The sequence below is a fragment of the Burkholderia sp. YHN3-13 genome (assembly GCF_055810675.1).
In genome coordinates, this window is sequence record NZ_JBVVNQ010000003.1 from 548925 (window position 1) to 564666 (window position 15742).

A 15742-nucleotide genomic window follows, 5' to 3' on the forward strand; every position below is an offset into this window, starting at 1 on the left:
TTCTCGGAATGCTTGACGTTGGATTAAACAAATATGTTCGGAATCCGAAATTACTGAAAGATCTTTTGATTACCGAAGAAGAACCCGATGCCCTTGGCGTCGCGCTTCATCCGCGCAGGACCCGCCCGCGCGTCACGTCTGGCGCACGGGGATGAAGACAGGTTTCACGATTCCTGAACACAAACACCAAAATCTGGAGACAATCATGAAACGAATGAGCGCAGGAACCGTCGTACTGCTCGCGGCCATCTCTGGCGCGCATGCGCAATCAGCCGGCCAGTGGGTAGTCAATGCCGGCTGGTCGCACTTTGCCCCGCAGGGGTCGGCTGATCCGCTTACCGTCAATGCGCTCGGCCGGTCACAAGTGATGACCGGCAGCGGTGGGGAGATCGCAAGCGGCGATACGTTCGGGCTGACCGCAACGTACTTCTTGACCGACCATATCGCGGCGACGATGGTCATGGGCGTTCCGCCGGCATGGCGCCTGAACGGTGCGGGCACGCTCAGCGGTATCGGGGAACTGGGCACTGCACGCGCGTGGAGTCCCGCGATCCTCTTCAACTACTATTTCGGCCAGCCGAATGCGCGGTTCAGGCCGTATCTGGGCGCCGGCGTCACCTATACGTGGTTCAGCAACATCAAGCTGAGCAATCCTGTCTCCACCGGGCAGATCTATTTTTCGCCGACCGCTGGGACAGCGCTCGAGGGGCCGACGTCCGTGTCGCTCAGCAAGTCCTTTGCGCCCGTCGTCAGCGGCGGCCTGACCTACAACATCGACTCTCGCTGGTCGATCAACGCGTCGGTGGCGTATTCGTGGGTATCGACACGCGCCACGCTGACGACCCGGTCGTCCGTCGGCACGGTCACGAGCACCAGCAAATTCCGGGTCAATCCGATCGTGACGTTCCTTTCGGTCGGATACCGCTTCTGATCGCGGGCGACGTCGACGGCCGAACGCGTGCTCCGGTCGGTACCGGTCTTACCTGACTTCACATTGCGGAACACAGCGGCCTTGTCGCTGTGGAACGCCCCAGATTTGCCGTGCCATTCGATGTACGCTCGTGTCGCTTCGAAGTAGCCGAAGGTCGATTCGGTTTGCGTAAAGTGCAACATCGTCAGCCGGCTCGTCGCGTCGTCGACGTACACCAGCAGCGTGCAGGCCGGCGCCCGTTCCTCGCACCATCGATGATCGCAGCCGTCGATCTGGATCAACGCCCCCCAGGCACCCGCCGATAGCCGCTCGGGATTGGACACTTTCTCCCCTCGCACTGGACTCGGCGACTGCATATTGAGCCGCCCCATCATCATCTTGCCAGGCAAGGTCGAGCTCTTTAGGACGTCGCCTCACGCGCAAGCAAGTCCTGCCGCGCCGCGCGCCAGTCAGAGCAGCTGCGGCGTGCCGGCCCAGACCAGCACGGCTTCGTCGTCGCGCGTGTTGGTCCAGAGATGCGGAATTGTCGATTCATAGTGCGCGCTGTCGCCTGCGCCGAGCACGAACGATTTGCCTTCGAGCGTGATCGTCACTTCACCACTGAGCACATGCACGAATTCCTCGCATGCGTGCGTGGTCACTTTGCTTGGTCGCTCGCCGGGCGGCATGCGCACGAGAATCGCTTCGAGTTGGCGGCCGCCCGACTGATTCGACAGGCGCGCGAGCAGATCGGCTGAACCGGCGAAGGCGAAGTACTGCAAATCCTTATGGCGGCGCACACGGCCTTCCTCGGTCGGCGTATCGACGAAATAGCTGACGGACACGCCCAGCGCTTTCGCGATGCTCGCGAGCGAAGTGATCGACGGGCTGGCGTGATCTCGCTCGACCTGAGAAAGAAAGGATTTCGAAAGATGTGAGACGATCGCGATGTCATCCAGCGTGCGGCCCTGGCGCTGGCGCAGCGAGCGGATCTTGCTTCCGACGGAGACGACGCTCCGGGTTTCGACGGGTTTCGATGCCATGACCTGCCTCATTTCTTCGGTGACCGTACCGCCGCTTAACGCGTTGCCGTCCACCGATACCGACCGCCCTCAGTTAGTCGGGCCTAGTGCGACCATGCATCCGTTTGCTCGCCCAGCAACAACCTCCGCGCCAGGGCCAGCGCCTCGTCTTTCGTCGCAACCGTGAGCATGGGATAGCCCCAAAATTTTTCGTAGACCAGAGCGAACGCCTTGGCCGCCAGTCGCTTGGCGGTATTCGGTTCGATGTAGATCCCTGCCTTGACGAAGGTTCGCAATTCGCTCTTGTGGCGTTTCATCCAAAGCGAGGTTTGCTTCCTTTCTTCCGGCGAATGTTCGTGTTCGCCTTGATCAAACCCCTCGTCGTTGAGTAAAACGAAAACTTCCTTCCGTGCGAGCAATCCCTCGAACTCGGCAAAAGGCGAGGCTGCGGGGTCGGTGCCTGGCGCGTTCAGCCGCATCCAGACCAAGGGGAACTTCGAGGCGTCAATCAACATGCCAATACTCCTTCGGCGCTTCACGGGAAATAGCTGGCGGCCCTGCCTCGTCAAGAAAATGGGATACCCCTCCGGACCGGAAGCGCAATAGCCCTGGCGAGCAGAACGACCAGCATGGTCAATCACACGATACCGACGGAATGGCTGGACGTCATTGCACAAGTTGGCCATAATGTTTTTCAATTAGGCCAGCGCCTCATCTTGGATCCGAAGCCCGATACGCATCATGTCAAGCATTGCCATCACCGATCCGACCGTGGCCAAGGACGTGGACAACCTGCCCCGTCCCGTTGTCGCCCTGAGTGCCATGTCGGTAGCCAAGGGCTGGGAACATGCGAGGCATCGGCACCGCAGGGCGCAACTGCTTTACTCCGTCCGTGGCATCCTCAACTGCGAAATCGAAAACGGTGTCTGGATCGTGCCGCCGCAATGCGCGGTATGGATACCGGGAGACTTGCCCCACTCGGCACGGGGATCCGGTGAAACCGAATGTCATTGCCTGTTCGTGGAGCCTGATGCCGCACCGGATCTTCCGAAAACCTGCTGCACGATCTCCGTCTCGCCATTGTTGCGCGAGTTGCTTCTGAAGGTGGCCGGCTTCCCCGCGTCATACCCGTCGGGCGGCCGGGAGGACCGACTGATTGCCGCGTTGCTAGATGAGTTGGCGGCGGCGCCGGTAGAAGACCTGCATTTGCCGATGCCGCGTGATCCGCGATTGCGCCGACTCGCGGAAATGCTGTTGGCCGATCCTACCGACAAAACCTCAAAGGGCGATTGGGCTACCCGCATTGGCATGAGCGAACGAAGCATGAGCCGGCTTCTGCTGCACGAAATCGGCATGAGCTTCGGACGCTGGCGCCGGCAATTGCATGTGATCCTTGCGCTTCAACGCCTGACCATCGGCGAAAGCGTGCAAACGGTGGCGCTGGAACTGGGCTACGAAAATGCCAGCGGATTCATCACCATGTTCCGCAAGGCGGTAGGCAAGCCGCCAGCACGATACCTTTCCGATCGAACGACAACCGCGCAGTCTGCCGCCGTACGCGGCATCATGCTTCCCGATTAAGTCTCACCTTGACGGGAGCGTGCCGTCGTCCACCGAGCATGGACGCTTGGCAGCAAAAAGCGGCGAGCCGCCGTCAGATCGGGCGACCTCGGTTTAAAGTCGCCTACTCTCTTCTCCTGCGGAACGACCGACATTCCGCACACGTCACGGTGATGGTAAAAGCTGGCTCCTTGTCGAGATCGAAGCCTTCCTTGGTCGCCAGCGATCGAAGATGCTCGTGCAAAGCCCGGTCCTCGATAAAAACCAACCGCGCGCCACAGTGGCAGCGCACGGTGTCGTTCTGAAGGTTCTTCCTGTCCGGCTTGAGCGCGTAGAGTGCGCGGCCTTGTGCGCCCTCCGTACGGACCAGCAAGCCGGAGGTCCACAAATCATTCAGCGCACGGTAGATCGAGGCCGGTTTGAGGCTGTCGAGTTGCGTGCAGAGGATGCGATACATTTGACTGGCATCGAGACAGCGCGGCGCCGCCTGTTCCAGTACGGACAGGACACGGGTACGAGCGATCGTCGGTCGCAGTCGGCTGGCCGCCAATCGTTGTTCCTGAGACGACATCGGCGGTGTGGTCGCCGGACAGGCTGCTGTGGTGTGCTTCATCGTGTGTTTGCCAGACGGCGGGCTCTTGCTGCCGAATGATGTAATCAGGTCAATGATCCGAGGCGGGTCGTCGTGCGGGTCCATATCCGTCTTCCTTCGCTATGCCGGACCTCCGGTCGTTCGCGACAACGCGGAGCCGCGTGGCTAATGGTTGGCATCAGACATCGGCGCGACGGTGAGATCGCCCACGCGCCGATGCCCTCGAGCATTACTGCGTACTGGCCTGTTCCCAGCCACCGCCAAGCGCCTTGAATACGCTGACTCGCGCAGAACCGACTCGCTGGTCAGCAGCGGCCACCTGGGCTTTCGCGTCGATCAGACCGGTCTGTGCCACGATCACGTCGAGGTAGCTGATGGAGCCGGCGCGGTAACGCTGGTCGGCCAGCCGGAAGGCATTCTCGGCACGGTCACGCGCCTCTGCCAGCGCATCGCGCTGCTGCATCGCCGCGCCATAGGCGCTCAACGATTGCTCCGACTCTTTCAGTGCATTCAGCACGGCACCGTCGAAGCTGGCCAGCGACGCCGCGCTTTGTGCCTTCGCCTGCGCAATGCGACTGCGAGCCACCATCATGTTGGGGAACGTCCACGAGATGAGCGGCCCGAAAGAGAAGGACAAGGTGCGATTGCCTTTCAGGTAGTCGTTGCGCAGGTAGTTACCCGAGGTGCCCAGCGTGACACGTGGATAGAGATCCGCCACGGCCACGCCGATGCGGGCGGTATCCGCCGCCAGTTGGCGCTCGGCCTGCCGCACGTCGGGACGACGGCGCAGCAGCGCCGTGCCATCGCCGACCGGCAACGCACCGGAAATCTCGGGAGCCTTGGTGCAGGCACGCGCCGGTTCCGGCACTTGCGAGGGCGTGCGCCCCGTCAACGCGGCCAGCTCGAACAGTGCGGCTTCGCGCTGGCCTTGCAAGGGCGGCAATGCGGCCTGGGCCTGAGCCAGCGTGACGCCAGCCCGTTCGACATCCAGATGCGACGCCGAGCCCGCGCGCGCCTGGCTGTCGATGAGATCCAGGCTGCGCTGTGCCAGTTCGACGGACGAGCGCGCCACGCCGATGGACTCACCGTAGCTGCAGGCGTCCACATAGGCCCGCGTCGTCTCCGCAACAACAACTACCCTGGCGGCATCGTAGGCGGCGGCGATTGCATCGGTGTCGTCGCGAGCAGCCTCGATGTCGCGCCTGACCCGACCGAACAGATCGAGTTCATAGGAGACGTCGAGGCCGGCGCTGTAGCTCCATTGCGCGGGGGCCTGGCCGGTGCCGGACCACGTGGTCTGATCGCGCCCGTATCCCACGCCTCCTGACATACGGGTCGAAGGGAATTGCCCGCTGCGCGCTTCCGTGTAGATGGCCCGCGCGCGATCGAGGTTGGCCATCGCCACGCGCAGGTTGGGATTGGCCGACAAGGCCTCCTGCACCACCTTGTCGAGCGCGGGGTCGTCATACAGCTTCCACCAGTTCGCGGGCAGTGCTTCGGCAACATCCGTATTGGACGGGTGACTGACGAACGGGCCTGCTGCGGTTTCCGGTAAGGCCGGCGCGTGGTAATCGGGGCCGCTGGCGCAGCCTGCGGTGATAAAGGCAACGGCCATCGCCATGAAGGCTGCGCGTGGAGAGAGAAGCGTCGCCGGACGCGACACAACAGGCATCGCGGGAACCGGTTTAAAGAGCGACATCGGGAGCCTCCGCAGTAGCGAGTTCACGGGCGCGAGAACTTTCCGCTGTTCCCCGGTGATCCTTGGCGATGAAACTGTAGATGGTGGGAAGTACGAACAGCGTGAAGAAGGTGCCGACCATCATGCCCATCACCACCACGATGCCGATGGAGAACCGGCTGGCCGAGCCTGCACCGTCTGCAAACAACAGCGGCACAAGGCCGGCGACCATTGCCGCGGTGGTCATCAACACGGGACGCATCCGCACCGCCGCCGCCTTCTCGATCGCCTCGATGCGGCTCAGGTTTTCGTGGTGCTGGATATGGTTGGCGAAAGTGACCATCAGGATGCCGTGCTTGGAGATCAGGCCGATCAAGGTGACCAATCCGATCTGCGTGTAGATATTGAGCGTGGCAAAACCCAGCCACAGCGGCACCAGCGCGCCGCAGACCGCCAGCGGCACCGTCACCAGGATCACCAGCGGATCGCGCAGGCTCTCGAATTGCGCGGCCAGCACCAGGAAGATCACCACCAATGCGAAGCAGAAGGAGACCAGCAGGCGGTTGCCTTCCTGCACGAACTGGCGGCTGTCGCTGAGCCAGTCCACACTGGTGCCGGGCGGCAGCGGCTGCGATTGCAGGAACTTCACAGCCTCGCCCATGCTCACGCCCGGCGCCGGCAGCATTTCGAGCGTGGTCGAATTCATCTGGCCGAACTGGGTGAGCTGGTTCGCTTGCGGGCGCATCTCGACATGCGTCACGGTCGACACTGGCACCAGTGCGCCGGAGGTCGTTTTGACATAGAAGCGCCCGAGGTCTTCCGGTGTCATACGCGCGGCGCCGCGCACTTGCGGGATCACGTCGTAGGAGCGGTCGTGGAAGTTGAAGCGATTGACGTAGTTTTCGCCGACCAGCACGGCAAGGGTATCGGCGACAGACTGCATGGTCACCGCCATTTCGCTGGCCTTCGCATTGTCGATCGTGATGTGTGCCTGCGGGCTGTCGTAGGACAGGTCGTTCTGCACGTAGAGGAACAGACCGCTGGCATAGGCCGCTGCCTTGATCTTCTCGCCGGTCTCGTACAGCGTCTTGAAGTCGTCGGGCGAGCGCAGCACCATCTGCACCGGCAGGCCGCCGCTGGAACCCGGTAGCGGGGGCAACTGCACGGCGGTCAACGTCTCGCCGTCGATGGCGCCGCCGGCGGCTTGAATCTGCCCCTGGATCTCGGTGGCCGACCGCTTGCGCTTCGACCAGTCCTTGAGGATCGCGCCACCGAGCATCATGTTCTGGCCACCGGCGGAGTCGCCGATGTTCATGAAGCTGCTGTCGAACTCGGGAATCTGCTCGAACAGCTTTTCGATCTGCTGAGCATAGCGGGCGGTGTAGCCGACGCCGGCATATTGCGGGGCCTTGGTGACGACGATGACGGCGCCCTGGTCCTCGGTCGGCGCCAGTTCGCGGCGGGTGCCGGTGAACAGCACCGCGATGGCGGCCAGCACGGCCACACCGACCAGCAGCACCGCACCGCGAGCGGCGAGCGTGCGGGCCAGCAGGCGCCCGTAGAACGCCGTCAGCCCTTCCATGTAGTGCTCGACCCGCTTCGCCAGCCGCCCCTCTCCCTGCCTGGAACTGAGCAGCATCGAGCTCATCACCGGCGAGAGCGTCAGCGCGACCACGCCGGAGACGATGACCGAGCCGGCCAATGTGAAGGCGAACTCCTTGAACAGCGCGCCGGTCAGTCCACCCATCATGCCGATTGGCGCATAGACCGCCGCCAACGTGATAGTCATGGCGATCACCGGCCCGACGATTTCGCGTGCGCCGAGCAGGGCCGCGCGCACCGGCGTCAGCCCCTCCTCAATGTGTCGATGGATGTTCTCCACCACGACGATGGCATCGTCCACCACCAGACCGATCGCCAGCACCATCGCCAGCAGGGTCAACAGGTTGATCGAAAAACCGCAGACCAGCATCAACGCAGCGGTGCCGACCAGCGACAACGGAATGGTGACGACCGGAATGATCACCGCGCGGAACGTGCCGAGGAACAGGAAGATCACCGCGATCACGATCACGATGGCTTCCACCAGCGTGTGTTTCACTTCCTCGATCGAAGCATTGACGAAGCGCGCTACGTTGTAGTTCGGCGCTACCGTCAGTCCCGGGGGCGCCATTGCACGAATCCTGGTCAGCAGTTCGTTGGCCTGCTTGACGATCTCCAGCGGGTTCCCGGCCGGCGTGGGCTGGATGGCGACGAAGATCGCGGGTATGCCGGTAGCGAACGAGAGGCTATTGTAGTTTTGGCCGCCTATTTCCACGGTGGCGACATCCGACAACCGCACGACGCCACCGCCGGGGCTCGACTTCACGACCATCTGGCGGAAGTCCTCGACGCTGCGCAAATCGGTGGCGGCGCTGATGTTGGTGACGGTCAGCGCGCTCTTGAGCTGGCCCGGCGCGGCCTGCACGTTGTTGGCGCGCAGCGCGGCCGATATCTCGCCGGCCGACAGCCCGCGCGCGGCCAACCTCACCGGGTCGATCCAGATGCGCATGGCCAACGTCTGGCCGCCATAGACGTCCGCCGAGGCCACCCCCGGAATGCTGGTGAGCAGAGGCTGCGCAACCCGCGATGCGAAATCCGTCACTTGCGGGATCGACAGCGTCTTGCTGTAGAAGGCGATGTACTGCACCGCTGTACCGCCCTCGGTGGACTTGCTGATGACCGGATCGGTAATGCCCGCCGGCAACTGGTACTTGACCTGCTGCACCTTGGCAAGGATTTCGGTCATCGCGCGATCGGCGTTGGCGTTGAGCACCAATCGCGCCTTGATCTCGCTCTTGCCTTGCGTGGTGGTCGAACTCAGGTATTCAATACCGCTGGCCGTGGCGATGGACTGCGCGATCGGCGTGGTCACGAAACCCTGCATCACGTCCTGGGTTGCCCCGGGCAGCGTGGTACTGACCGTGATGGTGGCGTTTTCGAGATAGGGGTATTGCCGCACCGGCAACAGGAAAATCGACGTGGCACCCATCAGCAGAATGAGCAGGCTGACGACCAGTGCCAGGATGGGTCGACGGATGAAGATGTCTGTAAAGCGCATGGCGTGGTTTCCTTTACCGCGCGCTGGCGCTGGAGGACACAACGGCCGGGGCGTCAGGTGTCGCCGTTGCCGAAGGGGGCGTGCCGTTGATTTTTACGGTCGCACCGGGCGGAAGACGGTTCTGGCCAGCCATCACCACGATGTCGCCAGGCTTGACGCCTTGGGATACGAGAACCTCCTCCCCGAGCCGGCGGCCGGTGACGACCGGCACGGCAACCGCCTTGCCGACTCCCTGCGCGTCGGCCCCTTTCACGACCACCACGCTGTCACCAGAGGCCGAAGTCTGGATCGCCGTCAGCGGCAATACGATATTGTCGGTCGTGGCAGGCAATACCAGCCGCGCCGTCACGTACATCCCGGGTTTCAGCACCCGGTCGGCATTGGGCAACAGCGCCTGAACGGCCACATTGCGGGTTTCTCCATCGATACGCGGTTCGATGGCGCTGATCCTGGCGGTGAACACCCTCCCCGGCACAGCATCCACCGTGACCTGAACCGGTGCGCCCGACGTCAGCCCGGGCATGTCCTGCTGCGGCAACGTGAAGTTGACATAGAGCGGGTCGAGCTGGGTCAGCGTGGCGATCGCGTCACCGGCATTGAGATACTGACCCAGGTTGATCCGTCGGATACCTAACTGACCGGAGAACGGCGCGCGAATCGCCTTTTGCTGAATGCGTGCGTCCAGTTGCCGGACTGCCGCGGCAGTCTGGGCAGCGTCCGCCTTATGTTGTTCGAGCAATTCGCGCGGTTCCGCGCCGGTAGGTGCCAACGCTTGCGAACGCCTGAGTTGCAACTGGGCGAAATCGGCTTTGGCCACGGCGGCGGCACGATCCGCTTGTTCGGGGGCATCGTAGAGCTGAATCAGCACCGCCCCTTCCTTCACGGACTGGCCTGCGTTGAAATTGACGGCGGTCACCCGCCCCGAGGTATCGGGAGCCAGCAGCACTTCATGCACGGCTTGCAGGCTGCCAACGGCCTGCCACTCGTCGGCCACACTGCGTGGCGCTGCGCGGATCGTCGAGACAGGCATCGGCGGCATGGCCTGTTGTTCCGCGCCGCCGCTTCGAACAGCGCGCCAGGCATACAGCAGGCCGAAGACCACGGCCAGCCCAACAACGCTTATGACAATGGGTTTGGTACGGGAGAGAGCGGCGGTACTCATGCGCGCCCCGCTTGAGCAAAGGGGCTCGAGATGGCGCTTGAACGGCCGCGCATGGCCGATCTACCGATGATATGTGAGTGCACGGGTATTCCTCGGGAAGGACGAAGTACTCGGCCGGCCAGAGAACAGGCATGGCAGGCCACGATGAGGCGCAGCCTACCCGTGCAGCCACACTTCTACATTGCGAAATCTAGTCAATTTATTTCGCAATACGGCCATCTCGATGGAAAGACATCCACTTGGCCTGATTGAACAAGGAATTGGCCAAATCTCGCTACGGAGGTGTGTCGGCGAATCGGTAAATTGACGGTCCCGATAATGCAAATGAGTCTCGTTTAATGTCTAGCACGCCTCATATTGAAGGGCAATGCGCGGTACGTCGCTCTCCCTTTCATCAATCCCTTGGCAGAAGTTCAGGCTCGATCGACGCGATGCGCGAAAGGCTCCCGGCGTGTGGCTTGCGTACCGTCCGACATACATTGCTCAACGCAACGATTGCCGCAGCCGTCGCCGTCGCTGCTCCGGACGTGTTCGCTACCGAGGGAAAGCAAGCGCAATCAACCACTGAGTCGCCGGATAGCGGCACGTCGGCATCGAGCGCAGAGAGCACCGTCCTTGAGCCCGTCACGGTCACCGCCCGGAAAACGACCGAACGCCTTCAGGATGTGCCTGAAAGCATCACGGTTCTGCAAGCGAAGACCTTGAAGGAATCGCCCTTCGATCCAGGTGTGGCTATCGCCGGCCATTCGCCCAATGTGCAATGGGTCAGCCGCGCCACAGGCTCCCAGTGGTTCTCGATTCGCGGTGTCAGTTCACTTGGGACGCCTGCCAACTACGCCGATGGCACGATCGCATTCAATGTCGATGGTGTGCCGAACAGCATGATGAGCGCGTCGAACATGTTGCTTGACGTCGACCATATCGAAGTGCTGCGCGGTCCCCAAGGCACGCTATGGGGAACCAATGCGCTGGGTGGCGCCATCAACGTTGTCACGAAGCAGCCTGACGGAACTCGGGATGTTCACGTGACAACCGAGGTCGGCGAACACGGCTATCGCATGGGCGAGGCAGTTCTTGGCGGCAATATCCTGCCCGGGCAACTTGACGGACGGATGGCGATCCGTTACGGCCATGAGAATGGCGATATACGCAGCCTTTACACCGACAAGCTGGGCAAGCGCGACATCGGTGCATTCCGTGGAGGACTACGCTTCACGGGGCTGGACGACACGCTCATCACAGTGACGGGCAACTATCTGCATGATCAGGCCAACTCCCCGCTCTATATCCTGCGTAGCGCCAGTCAGTTTCCGACCAGTGGCATCCTGACCGAGCCGGACTTGAAGACAACGCAAGCGGGCGCCACCGTGACCGTCGAGCATTTTTTCAAGAATTTCCAGCTCACTTCCATCAGTTCCTACCAGCACAACAAGCTGGAAAGCGAACTCGATCTCGTGGACAAACTTGTCTATGACGCGATCGGGTTTCCCGCATCCAGTAACGTGGGCCACTCGACGGATCAGGAGAACATCTTCAGCCAGGAGATTCGGCTGAATTCAATCGAGGGTGCCCCGGTTCGCTGGGTCGTCGGTGCCAGTGCCATGCGAACCAACGGCATACGCTGGTGCAGCAGTACGCAGTGCGCGCCGCCTCCGTATTCCGGCTCAGTCGCGATGAAAAGCAATCTCGACACGACCAATCTAGGACTGTTCGGGGACGTTTCGATCCCCTTTGCGAACCGCTGGGAGTTCTCGATCGGCGGTCGGGTAAGCCATGACAATATCGAGATGAAGCAGGACAACTCCCTGGGCCTCGCTTCGCTGACCGGCTCCAACTCCACGTCGCAAACCTATCCGACAGGTCGGGTAGCCCTGTCCTTCAAGTGGACGAACGACATTCAAAGCTACGTGTCGGTGGCTCGTGGTCACGCGTCAAGGGTGTACCCGCTCTTTAGCTATCCGGTCGACGGCATCGTGGGCAACCCCTATCCGGCCGCTTTGGGGTGGACTTACGAAGCGGGCGTCAAGGCCGATCTTCTTGACCATCGTCTTCAGATCGATGCCAGCGTCTATCACAACGACATCAAGAACGGTGTCATGTCCTATCTCGATCCTTCGCTTGGCGCCTTTCGGACGACATACCAGGACTACAAGACCAGTGGTTTCGAGTTGCAGGCGCGCGCGCTCGTCGCTGAAGGCTTGAGCTTCTCCGGGGGCGTCGGCTACATCCATAGCGAACTCGGCGCCAACGGCGCCGCGGTCAATACGGTCACCGGCAATCCCGTTCCGAACACACCGAATTGGACGGCGACGGCCGGGCTGCAATACGAAACCTCAGCCAAGGCAATTCATTTGCCGGGCACGCTCTCCGCCGACCTTCAATACCAATATACAGGCAAGCGCACCGCAGATATCGACAAATCTTATTACCTTGACGCCTATAGCCTGGTGAATGCCCGGATTGGATGGAAGAACAAGGATCTCGAAGTCTATCTGTTCGGCCGCAATCTTTTCGACAAACGCTATGAAACCTTCGGCAACCTGTTCAACGGCATGCAACTGGTTTCGGTCGGTCGCGGCCGCACCTTGGGGGCAGGCCTGACAAAAAACTTTTGATTGCCGCCAGGATGGGCATCTCGTCATCTAGCCGCCGCAGCTCATCATCTGAGTACGTTACTGACCTGATCTTGAAACGCTCGCCTCGGATTGGAAAGATTCGGAATGGTTCATGGCATATCTCGCCGATTTGTTGATCCCTTCTCGCGACCGGACCCGTTCAATCAGATCTCTCGTTGTTGATGCCCAAGCAGAACTGATCCACCTCGACGCGGCGCTGAAATGGATCAACTTACGGCAGGATCCGAAGGTCGACGCGGGCATCCCCAACGCGGCGTTCTACGCGACCGCGAACAAGGCTGCCCGCCAGTACGTGAAGCCGGCCGTCGCGCGCGATCCGTTGGTGTATCCGGCCGACGAGGTGCCGGGCAGGATGACGCGGCTCAAGCCGATGCCGCACGAGATTCGCCGGCCGCGGAACCGGCTGTGGGCGCGGTTGAAACGGGACGTGGACGGCACCGAACCGTGCCTGCGGCCGCATGCGCCGCAGGCACGCCCGCATCGAAAGCGCAACCCGCCGCCGTCGAAGCCGCTCGCGCGAGCTATCTCGTCGCCCGCGCGCGCTCCGCCGCAAACGCCGCCTCCACGAACCGGATCACGTCGTCGAGCGACGACGTGCATACGGCATCGACCGCGAGCGCCTGAAACGCGCCGTCCGGCCCGAAGCAGACGAGCGGCTTGCGCCAGTGTTGCGCCAGCGAGATTTCCTGCGCCGTGCCGGGCCCACCCGGCAACGCGACGATCAGGTCGCTGCTCAACACGTTCACGTGGTTGCGGTTGATCGTGTGCGGATCGGCATCGGGTTCGCGGCGCGGCAGCGGCGTGAGGATCGGGATGTCGACGAATGGATGCGGATAGCCGTCGAGCGGCACGAAACCCGCGACCGGATCGGCCTGCGTCGGCAGGATGCCGATCGACCGGCCGGCCCGCCCCGGCACGCCGGCGAACGCGCGCGCGACGGCCAGCATCACGCCCTGCCCGCCGCCCGTCAGCAGATTGAAGCCGGCCTGTGCGAGCCATGCGCCGAGCGGCTCCGAAAACGCCAGCCACGGCTCCTTGCCCGAGCCCATCACGCCGATCGTCCTGTTCTTCTGTTGCATCGTGGTTTCCGGTGAAATCGTCGCGGTGCGCGCGAGCGCCACGCTCATTCGAGTTCGACGCCCTTGAGCTCGGGAATCAGGAACAACGTCGCGACCATGTCGAGCACGTAGAGCCCGGCGAGCAGCGCGATGGCCGTCTGGAACGAGTAGTGCGCGGCGAGCGCGCCGACCGCGACCGGGCCGAAGCCGCCGACCGCGCGGCCGATATTCCACAGCACGTTCTGCGCGGTGGCGCGCGCGGCCGTCGGATAACCTTCCGACATCAGCGTCCCGTAGCCGCCGACCATCCCGTTGACGAACAGGCCCATCAGCGCGCCGGCCCACAGCATCGCCGTCGGGTCCGTCAGCCGCGCATACGCGATGACCGTGACGACCGAACCGAGCTGGTACAGCAGGAACGTCGGCTTGCGCCCGATGCGGTCGGCCAGCTGCCCGAACACCCACACGCCGATCATCATCCCGACGACCGTCGCCGCCGTCCACAGCCCCGACTTCGTCAGCGAGAAGCCCATCTGCTTCGACAGGAAGGTCGGCAGCCAGATCATGATCCCGTAGTAGCCGAAGTTCTGGACCGAACAGAGGATCACGATGCCGAGACTCGTGCGCGCGGTGCGGCCGTCGGCGACGAGCATGCGGAACGCATTGGACGTCGGCTGCGTCGCGCGCTGCACGAACGCTGCCGGCTCGTGCAGCTTGTTGCGCATCGCCCACGCGAGCAGCGCGGGCAGCACGCCGACCAGGAACATGCCGCGCCAGCCGATGTGGAGCAGCAGGAGCGGCGTCAGCAGCGCGGCCAGCAGCACGCCGGCCTGCCAGCCGAGCGCGACGTAGCACGACACGCGGGCGCGCTTGCTCGCCGGCCACGCTTCCGCCGCGAGCGCCATGCCGATCCCGAACTCGCCGCCCAGCCCGATGCCCGCGATGGTGCGGTAGGCCAGCAGATCCCAGAAGCCGCGCGCGAACGCGCACAGGCCGGTGAAGATCGCGAACAGCAGGATCGTCCAGGTCAGCACGCGCACGCGCCCGTAGCGGTCGCTCAGCGCGCCGAACAGGATGCCGCCCGCGACCGCGCCGATCAGCGTCCACGTGACGAGCGCGCCGCCCTGCCCGGGCGTCAGTTGCAGCGCCGCCGTGATCGCCGGCAGCATGAAGCCGAGGATCAGCAGGTCGAAGCCGTCCATCGCATAACCGATCGCCGACCCGGCCAGCGCTTTCCACGCGTACGACCCGACCTGCTCCACGCGCGGGGCCGACGAGCCGTCGAGCGTCGAAGATTTCATGTTTGCTGCCATGGTGTCCTGCCACGAATGTCCGGCGACATTCTAAGGCCTGTGTGCGCCGACGACGGGCGCGGGCGCGCATCGGCGCCGCTGCCGCAACGGCAAGCGGGACATGGCAGGCAAGGCGGGAAAACGGAGGAAACGTCGATCCGGTGTCGGCGGCGAGGCCGGCGATGTCGCGGCCAGGCCGGACACCGGATGAAAAAGATTGACGGACGGGGGTTACCGGCGGGCCTGCCGGCCCGAGCCGGACGGCGCCGCGCCGCCGGGCGGCTCGACCGGCTTCAGCCCTGGTCGTCGCCGGGCCACCAGGCCTTGGCCTCGCGGTCGACGGCGAGCGATTCGAGATCCTTGCCTTCGAGCCATTTCGGCCGCGGGCCGCGCCCCGACCACGAGCGGCCGGTCGTCGGATCGTAGTACTTGGCAGGCGCCTTGCGTTTTCGCTGGACGATGTAGCCGAGCGCGCTCAACACTTCCTGCTGCGAAATGCCCAACAGCTCGACTTGCTCCTTGAATGCCGCGAGCGCGGCCTGCTTCTCCTTCTGCTTCGCATCCGACAGCTTGATGTTCAGGTCCCGAAGTTGTGCTTCGAGTTCCTGCAGGGCCTGGGTCATGTATTCATCCTCTTTGGGCATGTTTTTGCAAAAAACTCCGATGGTCGAACCTATCACGAAGTTCCGCCGATCGGTGCTGTCAAATATGTGAATCGTCCGCCCGAGCCGG

12 protein-coding genes and 2 pseudogenes are annotated in these 15742 nt (G+C 63.0%); 4 read left to right on the plus strand and 10 right to left on the minus strand.

All coding sequences use genetic code 11. The annotated features are described in order from the left end of the window. Positions 1–205 precede the first annotated feature (205 nt). Entirely contained in the window at positions 206–931 is a 726-nt protein-coding gene (locus AC0KUR_RS10745; protein WP_034191943.1) for an OmpW/AlkL family protein, read from the plus strand. A 41-nt stretch (positions 932–972) separates the two neighbouring features. On the opposite strand, the pseudogene AC0KUR_RS10750 reads toward AC0KUR_RS10745, so the two are convergent. The 3 genes and pseudogenes from AC0KUR_RS10750 to AC0KUR_RS10760 all read right to left on the minus strand — a co-directional run. After that, positions 973–1266, minus strand: a pseudogene (locus AC0KUR_RS10750) (ISNCY family transposase); the annotation flags it as partial. A gap of 114 nt (positions 1267–1380) precedes the next feature. Next, positions 1381–1953: a cupin domain-containing protein gene (locus tag AC0KUR_RS10755; RefSeq protein ID WP_034191944.1), complete on the minus strand. Its 573-nt coding sequence runs from the start codon at positions 1951–1953 to the stop codon at positions 1381–1383. 83 nt (positions 1954–2036) lie between these two features. Further along, complete coding sequence (locus tag AC0KUR_RS10760) at positions 2037–2447, minus strand: hypothetical protein (RefSeq protein WP_034191945.1); 411 nt, start codon at positions 2445–2447, stop codon at positions 2037–2039. Positions 2448–2673: 226 nt separating this feature from the next. On the opposite strand from AC0KUR_RS10760, the gene AC0KUR_RS10765 reads away from it, so the two are divergent. Continuing rightward, the gene (locus AC0KUR_RS10765; RefSeq protein ID WP_034191946.1) at positions 2674–3513 is read left to right on the plus strand and encodes an AraC family transcriptional regulator; all 840 of its coding nucleotides are present in this window, start codon (positions 2674–2676) and stop codon (positions 3511–3513) included. A 103-nt stretch (positions 3514–3616) separates the two neighbouring features. Here AC0KUR_RS10765 and AC0KUR_RS10770 read toward each other — a convergent pair whose 3' ends face one another. The 4 genes from AC0KUR_RS10770 to AC0KUR_RS10785 form a co-directional block, all read right to left on the minus strand. Continuing rightward, positions 3617–4189, minus strand: a complete 573-nt coding sequence (locus AC0KUR_RS10770; protein WP_080288027.1) for a Fur family transcriptional regulator — start codon at positions 4187–4189, stop codon at positions 3617–3619. A 124-nt stretch (positions 4190–4313) separates the two neighbouring features. Next, positions 4314–5783 carry an efflux transporter outer membrane subunit gene (locus AC0KUR_RS10775; RefSeq protein WP_226229254.1) on the minus strand — a complete coding sequence of 490 codons (1470 nt, stop codon included), beginning with the start codon at positions 5781–5783 and terminating at the stop codon, positions 4314–4316. Further along, a complete protein-coding gene (locus tag AC0KUR_RS10780) occupies positions 5770–8862 on the minus strand; it encodes an efflux RND transporter permease subunit (RefSeq protein ID WP_473375858.1) in 3093 nt (1030 codons plus the stop codon). Before AC0KUR_RS10780 ends, AC0KUR_RS10775 begins: the two co-directional genes overlap by 14 nt. A 13-nt stretch (positions 8863–8875) precedes the next feature. Beyond that, positions 8876–10024, minus strand: a complete 1149-nt coding sequence (locus tag AC0KUR_RS10785; protein WP_473375859.1) for an efflux RND transporter periplasmic adaptor subunit — start codon at positions 10022–10024, stop codon at positions 8876–8878. 479 nt (positions 10025–10503) lie between these two features. Between AC0KUR_RS10785 and AC0KUR_RS10790 the strand changes: the two genes are divergently transcribed. Together AC0KUR_RS10790 and AC0KUR_RS10795 are read left to right on the plus strand one after the other, a co-directional pair. Continuing rightward, positions 10504–12639 (plus strand): TonB-dependent receptor, encoded by a 2136-nt coding sequence (locus tag AC0KUR_RS10790; RefSeq protein ID WP_473375860.1) that lies wholly within the window; start codon positions 10504–10506, stop codon positions 12637–12639. Between the two features lie 202 nt (positions 12640–12841). Then, positions 12842–13081 (plus strand): annotated as a pseudogene (locus tag AC0KUR_RS10795) (polyamine ABC transporter substrate-binding protein); the annotation flags it as partial. 100 nt (positions 13082–13181) lie between these two features. On the opposite strand, the gene AC0KUR_RS10800 reads toward AC0KUR_RS10795, so the two are convergent. The 3 genes from AC0KUR_RS10800 to AC0KUR_RS10810 all read right to left on the minus strand — a co-directional run bounded on the left by AC0KUR_RS10800 (position 13182) and on the right by AC0KUR_RS10810 (position 15633). Next, a complete protein-coding gene (locus AC0KUR_RS10800) occupies positions 13182–13787 on the minus strand; it encodes an SLOG cluster 4 domain-containing protein (protein WP_034191952.1) in 606 nt (201 codons plus the stop codon). Beyond that, positions 13784–15031: an MFS transporter gene (locus AC0KUR_RS10805; RefSeq protein ID WP_069704914.1), complete on the minus strand. Its 1248-nt coding sequence runs from the start codon at positions 15029–15031 to the stop codon at positions 13784–13786. Before AC0KUR_RS10805 ends, AC0KUR_RS10800 begins: the two co-directional genes overlap by 4 nt. A gap of 272 nt (positions 15032–15303) precedes the next feature. Beyond that, entirely contained in the window at positions 15304–15633 is a 330-nt protein-coding gene (locus tag AC0KUR_RS10810; RefSeq protein WP_034191954.1) for an H-NS histone family protein, read from the minus strand. Positions 15634–15742: the final 109 nt, after the last annotated feature.